We start from the raw sequence: 10,987 nt of genomic DNA, 5'->3' as shown, positions 1-10,987 counted from the left end.
CAACGTGCCGACGCCTGGCAATGCCATATTTGGGGCGCCGGAGGCAGACTACGTTTGATGCTATCAGCCGAAGAATGACCAGTCGGATTTAAATTTTCCACGGGTTGAAGACAGGACCAGGGGCAAGCTTTACACTTGGGTAATAGTCCTAAATTCCGTGGATTAACTTCTTCCAGGATAAATCCACCTGATAGTAACTGATATACTCATTTCGTTTTTAAACCGACATATCAAGTATTAACTTGAACGGCCTATTAAGAGAGGTATTTTTGATGTCTGCCTATAAGACTAAAGTTAAAAAAGCGGTAATCCCAGTTGCAGGCCTCGGCACGCGTATGCTGCCTGCGACCAAAGCTATTCCAAAAGAGATGTTACCGCTGGTCGATAAGCCGTTGATCCAGTATGTCGTGAATGAGTGCATTGCAGCAGGCATTAACGAGATTGTGCTGGTTACACACTCCTCTAAAAACGCCATCGAAAACCACTTTGATACCAGTTTTGAGCTGGAATCAATGCTGGAAAAACGTGTTAAGCGTCAACTGCTGGATGAAATCCAGTCGATCTGCCCTCCACACGTCACCATCATGCAGGTTCGCCAGGGTATCGCGAAAGGTCTGGGCCACGCAGTAATGTGTGCTCATCCGCTGATTGGTGATGAGCCATTCGCCGTAATCCTGCCAGACGTCATCATCGATGAATACGAATCAGACCCAACCAAAGACAACCTGGCAGAGATGCTGGCTCGCTACGAAGAGAGCGGCCGCAGCCAGATCATGGTTGAGCCAGTTGCTGATGTAACCGCTTACGGTGTGGTTGACTGCCAGGGTGCTGATCTCTCTGCAGGTCAGAGCGCGCCAATGGTTGGCGTGGTTGAGAAGCCTAAAGCTTCTGAAGCCCCATCAAACCTGGCCGTTGTTGGTCGTTACGTGCTGTCTGCTGAAATCTGGCCACTGCTGGCGAAAACGCCTCCAGGTGCAGGTGGCGAAGTTCAGCTGACTGATTCCATTGCGATGCTGATGGAAAAAGAGACCGTTGAAGCGTATCACCTGAACGGTGTTAGCCATGACTGCGGTAACAAACTGGGTTACATGCAAGCGTTTGTTGAGTACGGCGTTCGCCATCCAGTCCTGGGTAAAGATTTCACTCAGTGGCTCGAAGGCGCGGTAGGCAACAAAAAGTAACTCAATAAACACAGGATAATTCAATGAAAGTCACTGTATTTGGTATCGGCTATGTCGGTCTGGTTCAGGCTGCGGTGTTGGCCGAAGTCGGACATGACGTTCTCTGTATTGATGTCGACGAAAAGAAAGTCGAAAACTTAAAGAAAGGCAATATTCCGATCTTTGAACCGGGCCTGACGCCACTCGTTATGTCTAATTACGAGTCGGGTCGCCTGAAGTTCAGCACGAATGCGGAAGAGGGCGTTAATCATGGCGTGATGCAGTTTATCGCCGTGGGTACGCCACCGGATGAAGACGGTTCTGCCGATCTGAAATATGTGACAGCTGTTGCGCGCACAATCGCGCAGCACATGAACGATCACAAAGTTGTTATCGACAAATCTACTGTACCTGTAGGTACAGCGGATCGCGTTCGTGCGGTGATGACTGAAACTTTGCAAAAGCGTGATGTGAACATCGCCTTTGACGTGGTTTCAAACCCGGAATTCCTCAAGGAAGGTGCTGCAGTTAATGACTGCATGCGTCCTGAGCGTATCGTTGTCGGTACCGATAATGATGAAGTGGTTGAGCTGCTGCGCGAGCTGTATGAGCCGTTCAATCGTAATCATGATCGTATGATTTTGATGGATATCCGCAGTGCAGAGCTGACCAAATATGCGGCTAACTGCATGCTGGCAACCAAAATCAGCTTCATGAACGAGATCTCTAATCTGGCAGAACGTCTGGGAGCCGACGTTGAGAAGGTTCGCCAGGGTATCGGTTCAGATTCACGTATCGGTTATCACTTCATCTATCCTGGCTGCGGCTATGGTGGTTCTTGTTTCCCGAAAGACGTGCAGGCTCTGATTCGTACTGCTGAGTCAATTGGTTACACTCCGCGTCTGCTGCAGGCGGTTGAAGACGTTAACGATTCGCAGAAGAACAAGCTGCCAACCTTTATTAAGCGTCATTTTGGCGACGATCTGCGCGGCAAAACCTTTGCTCTGTGGGGACTGGCGTTCAAACCGAACACTGACGACATGCGTGAAGCCTCCAGCCGCGTGCTGATGGAAACACTGTGGGAAGCCGGTGCAACTGTTCAGGCCTTCGACCCAGAAGCGATGGACGAAGCGCAACGCGTTTATGGTCATCGTAACGATCTGAAGCTGATGGGCACCAAGGAAGCAGCGCTGCAGGGTGCGGATGGCTTAGTTATCTGTACTGAATGGCAAAACTTCCGTGCACCAGACTTCGACGTCATCAAAAGTGCGTTAAAAGAACCCGTGATTTTTGATGGTCGTAACCTGTATGATCCAGAGCGTATCAGCAAGCGCGGTTTCACGTACTATGCAATTGGCCGCGGAGCATCAATTAAAATCGTAGAATAATGAGGGATGTATGAAGTTTCTGGTTACCGGCGCGGCAGGTTTTATTGGATTTCACGTCAGTCAACGCTTGCTGGCGGCTGGTCACCAGGTTGTCGGTATCGATAACCTGAATGACTATTATGATGTCAGCCTTAAGCAGGCCCGTTTAGACCAGAACACGCAATATCCTGATTTCATTTTCTTAAAAATGGACCTGGCGGATCGCCAGGCCATTTCTTCTTTATTCGCTGAACATGCTTTTGAACGTGTTATACATTTGGGCGCGCAAGCCGGCGTGCGTTATTCGATCGAAAATCCCCATGCTTATGCCGAAGCAAATTTAATCGGTCATCTCAATATGCTTGAAGGCTGCCGCCATCATAAAATCGGCCACCTTCTGTATGCCTCATCAAGTTCAGTTTATGGCCTGAATCGCAAAATGCCTTTTTCAACGGACGATTCCGTTGATCATCCCGTTTCACTCTATGCGGCCACTAAAAAAGCTAACGAATTGATGTCGCATACCTATTCACACCTTTATCAGTTGCCCACTACGGGATTACGCTTTTTCACCGTTTATGGTCCGTGGGGCCGTCCGGATATGGCGTTGTTCAAGTTTACTCGCGCGATGTTAGCGGGAGAGCAAATTGACGTTTATAACAACGGACAAATGACGCGTGACTTCACTTATATAGATGACATCGCAGAAGCGATCGTGCGTTTGCAGGATGTAATTCCTCAGCCGGATGACAGCTGGACAGTTGAAGCAGGTTCACCTGCAAGCAGTTCGGCACCTTATCGCGTTTACAACATCGGTAATAGCCAGCCGACCAGCTTAATGACCTATATTGAGTCGCTGGAAAAAGCATTGGGCATTGAAGCGAAGAAAAATATGCTGCCGATGCAACCCGGCGACGTGCTGGGCACCAGTGCGGATACACAACCTTTGTATCAGGCGATCAATTTCCGTCCTCAAACTAGCGTTGAGCAGGGCGTGCAGCATTTTGTTGATTGGTATCGCCACTTCTATCAACAATAATTAAGCATGAAAAAAGGAAGCCATTGGCTTCCTTTTTCTTACCTGGTCAAAGTGAATTAGTGGTGAACTAATTACAATTCTGAGCGCTGTAATGATTACAGTAGGAAATCGTCCAGTTGTTTACCTTGTTCTTCAATTGCTTTTTTAATCACAGCAGGCGTGCGGCCCTGACCAGTCCAGGTGCGGTTTTCACCGTTTTCATCAACGTAAGAATATTTAGCGGGGCGCGCAGCACGCTTGGCTTTACCCGGAACTTTTGTTTCAGATAATGCCTGCAATAGCTCATTTGGGTCGATACCATCGGCAATCAGCATCTCGCGATATTGTTCAAGCTTGCGTGTGCGCTCTGCATTTTCCGCTTGTGCATGAGTATCATCTTCACGACGCTCATTGACCACAACTTCGAGTTTTTCCAGCATCTCTTCCAATGTTTCCAGAGAGCATTCCCGAGCCTGTGCGCGCAATGTACGGATATTATTAAGAATCTTAAGTGCTTCGCTCATTGTCCTAATCTCAAAATATAATAAATGGGAGTTGTTCTGCCGACTCATAATAGTGGTGCAAAAAAATAACTGCAATAGCCAGATTTAAAAGCAAAACGTAAAAATAAAAAATCAGTGCGTCTTTATAACGCTCTTAAGAATATATTTACTTATTTGGCGATCTTTTCTAACTGGCTTTGTAAGCCTAACGCTTTGCCACAGGCTTATCCTAACGCTTCGGCTTTAATTAAAACGAATAAAATATCGGCTTAATCGCTACTTTGTCAAAACGTGCTCTCTTTTTTGGGCGCTGTGATATCCATCTTGATGGTGGTGTTAATTTGAGCAAATGATAAAAATAATGCATCGCTACAGGTATACAGCTTTATGGTAAACTGCGGCGAAACAGATATAGGCTACGATGAGATTTTCTAATGGCTCAACTTTATTTTTATTACTCTGCGATGAATGCGGGTAAATCAACGGCTTTGCTGCAATCTTCTTATAATTACCACGAGCGCGGGATGCGATCGCTGGTTTATACCGCCGAGATCGATAACCGCTTTGGTGCAGGTAAAGTCAGTTCACGCATCGGTCTTTCGTCTCCTGCATTTTTATATAACGATGAGACAAGGCTCGATGAGGAAATAGCGGCAGAGCATGCGAAGCAACCCGTGCATTGTGTGTTAGTCGATGAAAGTCAGTTCCTGACGCGCGAACAGGTGAAAGCGTTATCTGATGTTGTCGACAATCTGGATATTCCAGTGCTTTGCTATGGCTTGCGCACGGATTTCCGTGGAGAGCTGTTTGTGGGTAGTCAATATTTACTGGCGTGGGCGGATAAGCTGGTTGAGCTTAAAACTATCTGCCATTGTGGCAGAAAAGCCAGCATGGTCCTTCGTCTCGATGCAAAGGGTAAGCCTTTTAGCGAAGGCGAGCAGGTAGTGATTGGTGGCAATGAGCGTTATATATCGGTCTGCCGTAAACATTATAAACAAGCGATTGATGAAGGTTCTCTTCAGGCGATCTACGGCTCACAATCGCCACAGGTTTAACTGATCAGCAAGCCATAAAAAAACCCGCCGAAGCGGGTTTTTTGTTTAAAGCGCCTTACGCTTTCTTCGCTTTCTTATCAACTTTTACTTCAGCTTTAACTTCTTCAGCTTTCTCATTCAGAGACTCAGAGAATTCACGGCCGTAGAAGGTATCCAGCATGATTTGTTTTAACTCAGCAATCAGCGGATAACGTGGGTTCGCACCGGTACATTGGTCATCGAATGCATCCTCAGCCAGTTTGTCCACTTTCGCGAGGAAGTCTGCTTCTTGCACACCCGCTTCGCGGATAGAGGTTGGGATGCCCAACTGTGTTTTCATCTCTTCAAGCCAGGCGAGCAGTTTTTCAATTTTCTGCGCGGTACGGTCGCCAGCGGCGGAGAGTCCCAGATGGTCGGCAATCTCAGCATAACGACGACGAGCTTGTGGGCGATCGTACTGGCTGAAAGCTGTCTGCTTAGTCGGATTGTCATTGGCGTTATAGCGAATGACGTTTGAAATCAGCAGGGCGTTTGCCAGACCATGTGGAATGTGGAACTCAGAACCCAGTTTATGCGCCATTGAGTGACATACACCCAGGAAGGCGTTAGCGAACGCAATCCCCGCGATAGTCGCTGCATTGTGAACACGTTCGCGAGCCACCGGATTTTTCGCGCCATCGCGATAGCTGGCAGGCAGATTCTCTTTCAGCAGTTTCAGTGCTTGCAAAGCCTGACCGTCAGAATACTCGTTCGCTAATACGGAAACGTAGGCTTCAAGTGAGTGCGTTACCGCATCGAGACCACCGAAAGCGCAGAGTGAACGTGGCATATCCATCACCAGGTTGGCGTCAACAATGGCCATGTCTGGTGTCAGCGCATAATCCGCTAATGGATATTTCTGGCCGGTTGCATCGTCCGTCACCACGGCAAACGGTGTAACTTCTGAACCAGTACCGGAAGTGGTCGTGATGGCAATCATGCGCGCTTTGACGCCCATTTTCGGGAACTTATAGATGCGTTTACGGATGTCCATAAAGCGCAGTGCCAGCTCTTCGAAATGCGTTTCAGGATGCTCGTACATCACCCACATGATTTTTGCTGCATCCATCGGTGAACCACCGCCGAGTGCGATAATCACATCAGGTTTAAAGCTGTTCATCTGCTCTGCACCTTTACGGACGATGCTCAGCGTCGGGTCAGCTTCAACTTCAAAGAATACTTCGGTTTCGATACCGTGTGATTTCAGTACGCGAGTCACCTGATCGGCATAGCCATTATTGAACAGGAAGCGGTCAGTAACGATAAAGGCGCGTTTGGCACCATCAGTTGCCACTTCTTCCAGAGCAATCGGCAGTGAGCCGCGACGGAAGTAAATAGACTTCGGAAGTTTATGCCACAACATATTCTCAGCTCGCTTGGCCACGGTTTTCTTGTTGATGAGATGTTTTGGTCCCACGTTTTCAGAAATGGAGTTACCGCCCCATGAACCACAGCCCAGCGTCAGTGACGGAGCCAGCTTGAAGTTGTACAGGTCACCGATACCGCCTTGTGATGCAGGCGTGTTAATCAGAATACGCGCGGTCTTCATTTTGTCGCCGAAGTAATGCACGCGTTCAATCTGGTTATCCTGGTCGGTATACAGGCATGAGGTGTGGCCGATACCGCCCATCGTTACCAGTTTCTCAGCTTTATCGACCGCGTCGTGATAATCCTTCGCGCGGTACATCGCTAAGGTTGGAGACAGTTTTTCATGCGCGAATGGCTCAGATTCATCAACCAGTTTCACTTCACCAATCAGAATCTTGGTAGTTGCAGGCACGCTAATTCCGGCCAATTCGGCAATCTTGGTCGCTGGCTGGCCTACAATCGCGGCGTTCAACGCGCCATTTTTCAGAATGATATCCTGAATGGCTTTCAGCTCCTTACCTTGCAGCAGGTAGCCACCGTGGCTGGCAAAACGCTCACGAACCGCGTCATAAGCCGAATCAACCACAATCACGGATTGTTCAGAAGCACAAATCACACCGTTATCGAAGGTTTTCGACATCAGGATAGACGCCACAGCGCGTTTGATATCCGCAGTTTCATCAATCACGACAGGCGTGTTACCCGCACCCACCCCAATTGCCGGTTTACCGGAACTGTAGGCGGCCTTCACCATGCCCGGACCACCGGTTGCAAGGATCAGGTTGATATCGGGGTGATGCATTAACTGATTTGAAAGCTCGACAGAAGGGGTATCAATCCAGCCGATAATATCTTTTGGTGCACCTGCCGCAATCGCTGCCTGCAGCACAATATCTGCGGCTTTGTTGGTCGCATCTTTTGCACGTGGATGTGGAGAGAAGATAATGCCGTTACGGGTTTTCAGGCTAATCAGCGCTTTAAAAATAGCGGTAGAAGTTGGGTTGGTGGTTGGAACGATACCGCAGATTAGGCCAATCGGTTCAGCGATGGTAATGGTACCGAAGGTGTCATCAGTGGCGAGGATACCGCAGGTTTTTTCATCTTTGTAAGCGTTGTAGATGTATTCAGAAGCAAAGTGGTTCCTGATCACTTTATCTTCAACAATACCCATGCCTGATTCGGCAACGGCCAGTTTGGCGAGAGGAATTCGTGCGTCTGCAGCAGCAAGTGCGGCAGCGCGGAAGATTGCATCAACTTGTTCCTGACTGAAATTAGCGTACTCACGCTGTGCCTTTTTTACACGTTCAACCAGTGCATTAAGTTCGGCAACATTAGTAACGGCCATAGTGCTCTCCTGAAGGAAGTTAAACTCTTTTAGTAAACAAGCCTGAATCCAGAAGTATAGTCACGCTATGCTTATATTTTGGTCAGGTTGGCGACTGTTTTGCCTTTGCTTACTAAAAGGGTTTCCTGGTCAAGATTCTTAAGCGTCAGGAAGTTGTTTCGACGGGGTAAGATTACCCCTGATGGGGTAGGTAAATTTTGATACAGATCAATCCTGATCCAAGCTGACACCTTTCAGCACTAACTTTTGCAAGTAAAGTTAGCGTGATGTGCCACATCTGCGGTACCTGCTGGCTTCATTGCCATAACCCAACGTTAACAGTAGTTGAAAGAACTGACTTAAAGCTTTGCCGGCAGCATAAATTTCTGTTGGCGCCTCTGGTTTTCCGCCCGGCTTATGCACTACATTAAGCGCGTTTTTCTACTCAGACTTTACCGGAGCCCACTTTGAACCCCGTGCTACTTGATCTATCCGGCTACATTAAGTTTTTTGTCGGTTTGTTTGCCCTGGTAAATCCGGTAGGTATCATCCCGGTCTTTATCAGCATGACCAGCTATCAGGCTGTGGTTGAGCGCAACAAAACCAACCTCACCGCGAACCTGGCCGTCGCCATTATCCTGTGGACGTCACTTTTCCTTGGTGATGGCATCCTGCATCTGTTTGGTATTTCGATAGATTCGTTCCGTATTGCTGGCGGGATTCTGGTCGTCACCATCGCGATGTCGATGATCAGCGGTAAACTGGGTGAGGATAAGCAGAACAAGCAGGAGAAGTCAGAGAGCGCTATTCGTGAAAGTATTGGTGTGGTACCGCTGGCTTTACCGTTGATGGCCGGTCCCGGCGCAATAAGTTCAACCATCGTCTGGAGTACGCGTTATCACAGTTGGCAGAACCTAATTGGCTTTAGTATCGCGATTGCAATTTTCGCGTTTTGCTGTTGGCTGCTGTTTCGCGCTGCACCATTAATGGTGCGAGTACTTGGCCAAACCGGGATCAACGTTATCACTCGCATCATGGGATTGTTGTTAATGGCATTGGGCATAGAGTTTATTGTCACCGGCATGAAATCAATTTTCCCCGGATTACTCAATTAACAGCCCTTAATTTTTAACCTTAACCAGCAACACGATCCATAATGGTGCAGCGTTAGACTTAATTGCACCATTTTGGTAATTTCATTCATCCTTCTTAACGCGTTAACCTCCGCATCACTTTTACTACTAATCCTGTTAAACGCATCCAGTAACTCACATTAAATTGTGATAATTATCACAGATAAATACTCTGTAAAATTCTTTCTTATTAGCATTACGGAAAAGTCATTGGCTCGATGGTGAAATCATTATGTCGGAAAGTGATGTTTTTGCAGTTGTATTCATAAAAATTATAACCTAATAACATTAATGAATAAAATATACGCGATAACGAAATTATATCGATATTAATCAGTAGTTTAATTGATATTTCATCCCAATAATTAACACTTTTCCTCCCTACCAGAACGTGATAAAAGAGAATCTGCTAACATTTTTGCAGTTTAGCTTTGGCGTGCGGGCATCGGTTCTGATAATTTTCGGCGCATCACAAATTTTTTATCTGATAGCGACAAATGTGTACGCTTCTTGCTTACAGGCTATCAGGCTTATGATTAAGGTTGATATTTGTAGATGAAATGCATGGTAGCGAAAACGGCCGTACGTTCAGTGCTTGCCTTATGTCTTACAGGCGCAATGGCTCCAGGCCAGGCAGCACAAATTCCCGCAGGCACTCAATTATCAGAATTACAGCGGATTGTGATTAATAATGGCAGTGAGGTGGCAACGCTCGATCCGCAGAAAGCGGAGGGCGTGCCAGAATCCAATGTCATGCGTAATTTGCTGGAAGGTCTGGTTGAAACCGATAATAACGGGCAAATCGTCCCCGGTGTCGCTAAGCAGTGGCAAAGCGAAGAAGGGCGCATCTGGACTTTCACGCTGCGTGACGATGCGCGCTGGAGTAATGGCCAGCCCGTTACAGCCCAGGATTTCGTCTACAGTTGGCAGCGCCTGGCTGATCCCAAAACTGCCTCGCCTTACGCCAGTTATTTACAGGCGGCCCATGTCGCCAACGTTGATGCCATCTTGTCTGGCAAAGCCGCGCCGGCTGAACTCGGCGTGAAAGCCCTCGACGATCGTCATCTACAAGTTACCCTTTCTGAACCCGTTCCCTATTTTGTTGCCATTCTTGCCCACAGTGCGATGAAACCGGTCTATCGTCCGGCGATAGAGCAGTGGGGCGAGCAGTGGACGCAGCCGCAACACTATGTTGGCAATGGCGCTTTTACCCTGTCGGACTGGGTGGTGAATGAAAAAATCGTGGTGAAACGCAATCCGCAGTATTGGGATAATGCACACACGGTGATTGAAGAGGGCGTGTTCTTACCGCTCTCTTCAGAGAACAGTGATATCAACCGCTATCGCAGCGGTGGCACCGATATGACCAACAGTGCGGTGCCGCCGGAGCTGTTTAAAAAGTTACAGCAGGATCTCGGCGATGAGGTCAAAATCAGTCCGCTGCTGTGCACCTTCTATTACGAAATCAACAACAAAAAAGCGCCGTTCGATGATGCCCGAGTACGTGCCGCGCTGAAGTTAACCCTTGATCGCGACATCATTGCGCAGAAGATCATGGGCCAGGGGCAAATTCCTGCCTACGGTTTGACGCCGCCGTTTACCCACGGTATTACGCTTTCCCCACCGGCTTGGGCACAACAAACGCAGTCACAGCGCAATGCCAGCGCCAAACAGTTACTGGCAGATGCCGGCTTTAATCAGCAAAACCCGCTGCGTTTTACGCTGCTGTACAACACCTCGGAACAAAACAAGCGACAGGCGATTGCTGCGGCCTCAATGTGGCAAAAAAATCTCGGTGCGGTGGTGACATTACAGAATCAGGAGTGGAAAACGCTGCTGGAAACGCGTCACCAGGCGCAGTACGACGTGGTGCGCGCGACATGGTGCGCAGATTACAACGAGCCCTCAACCTTCCTTAATATGCTGTTGAGCGGTTCATCAATTAACACCGCGTTTTACCAAAGTCCGGCGTTTGACCAGTTAATGAAGCAAACATTAACCACTTCAGATGAAGCAAAGCGCGCCGCTCTTTATCAGCAAG

At 48.1% G+C, this 10,987-nt stretch carries 9 protein-coding genes; 7 read left to right on the top strand and 2 right to left on the bottom strand.

Features of this window, described 5'->3' with window-relative positions:
• From RTY00_RS11055 to RTY00_RS11040, 4 genes are all read left to right on the top strand, one after another.
• Nucleotides 1–78, top strand: a 78-nt coding sequence (locus tag RTY00_RS11055) for a hypothetical protein (RefSeq protein ID WP_312664455.1), incomplete at its 5' end; no start/stop codon positions are given.
• Between the two features lie 194 nt (nt 79–272).
• Nucleotides 273–1,181: a UTP--glucose-1-phosphate uridylyltransferase GalU gene (gene galU, locus RTY00_RS11050; RefSeq protein WP_008106595.1), complete on the top strand. Its 909-nt coding sequence runs from the start codon at nt 273–275 to the stop codon at nt 1,179–1,181.
• Between the two features lie 23 nt (nt 1,182–1,204).
• Complete coding sequence (locus tag RTY00_RS11045) at nt 1,205–2,548, top strand: UDP-glucose dehydrogenase family protein (protein ID WP_008106593.1); 1,344 nt, start codon at nt 1,205–1,207, stop codon at nt 2,546–2,548.
• A 10-nt stretch (nt 2,549–2,558) separates the two neighbouring features.
• Entirely contained in the window at nt 2,559–3,566 is a 1,008-nt protein-coding gene (locus RTY00_RS11040) for an NAD-dependent epimerase (protein WP_312664454.1), read from the top strand.
• Nucleotides 3,567–3,661: 95 nt separating this feature from the next.
• Here the strand turns inward: RTY00_RS11040 and hns are convergent, their stop codons facing one another.
• Nucleotides 3,662–4,069 (bottom strand): histone-like nucleoid-structuring protein H-NS, encoded by a 408-nt coding sequence (gene hns / locus RTY00_RS11035; RefSeq protein ID WP_008106589.1) that lies wholly within the window; start codon nt 4,067–4,069, stop codon nt 3,662–3,664.
• Between the two features lie 413 nt (nt 4,070–4,482).
• Here hns and tdk point away from each other — a divergent pair, with 413 nt between their 5' ends.
• Complete coding sequence (gene tdk / locus RTY00_RS11030; RefSeq protein WP_154181710.1) at nt 4,483–5,103, top strand: thymidine kinase; 621 nt, start codon at nt 4,483–4,485, stop codon at nt 5,101–5,103.
• Between the two features lie 55 nt (nt 5,104–5,158).
• Here tdk and adhE read toward each other — a convergent pair whose 3' ends face one another.
• The gene (gene adhE / locus RTY00_RS11025; RefSeq protein WP_312664453.1) at nt 5,159–7,834 is read right to left on the bottom strand and encodes a bifunctional acetaldehyde-CoA/alcohol dehydrogenase; all 2,676 of its coding nucleotides are present in this window, start codon (nt 7,832–7,834) and stop codon (nt 5,159–5,161) included.
• A gap of 446 nt (nt 7,835–8,280) precedes the next feature.
• On the opposite strand from adhE, the gene RTY00_RS11020 reads away from it, so the two are divergent.
• Nucleotides 8,281–8,928: a YchE family NAAT transporter gene (locus RTY00_RS11020; protein ID WP_008106584.1), complete on the top strand. Its 648-nt coding sequence runs from the start codon at nt 8,281–8,283 to the stop codon at nt 8,926–8,928.
• 573 nt (nt 8,929–9,501) lie between these two features.
• On the top strand, nt 9,502–10,987 hold a 1,486-nt coding region (locus RTY00_RS11015), incomplete at its 3' end, for an ABC transporter substrate-binding protein (protein ID WP_312664452.1).

The sequence above is a fragment of the Pantoea sp. CTOTU49201 genome (assembly GCF_032054795.1).
Classification (GTDB): domain Bacteria; phylum Pseudomonadota; class Gammaproteobacteria; order Enterobacterales; family Enterobacteriaceae; genus Pantoea; species Pantoea symbiotica.
This window is presented reverse-complemented; position numbering and strand designations above follow the sequence as displayed.

Bases quoted from the DNA above. Each gene is read 5' to 3' on its own strand.
- tdk (WP_154181710.1), top strand. From the start codon at position 4,483: ATGGCTCAACTTTATTTTTATTACTCTGCGATGAATGCGGGTAAATCA.
- adhE (WP_312664453.1), bottom strand. From the start codon at position 7,834: ATGGCCGTTACTAATGTTGCCGAACTTAATGCACTGGTTGAACGTGTA.
- galU (WP_008106595.1), top strand. From the start codon at position 273: ATGTCTGCCTATAAGACTAAAGTTAAAAAAGCGGTAATCCCAGTTGCA.
- RTY00_RS11045 (WP_008106593.1), top strand. From the start codon at position 1,205: ATGAAAGTCACTGTATTTGGTATCGGCTATGTCGGTCTGGTTCAGGCT.
- RTY00_RS11040 (WP_312664454.1), top strand. From the start codon at position 2,559: ATGAAGTTTCTGGTTACCGGCGCGGCAGGTTTTATTGGATTTCACGTC.
- hns (WP_008106589.1), bottom strand. From the start codon at position 4,069: ATGAGCGAAGCACTTAAGATTCTTAATAATATCCGTACATTGCGCGCA.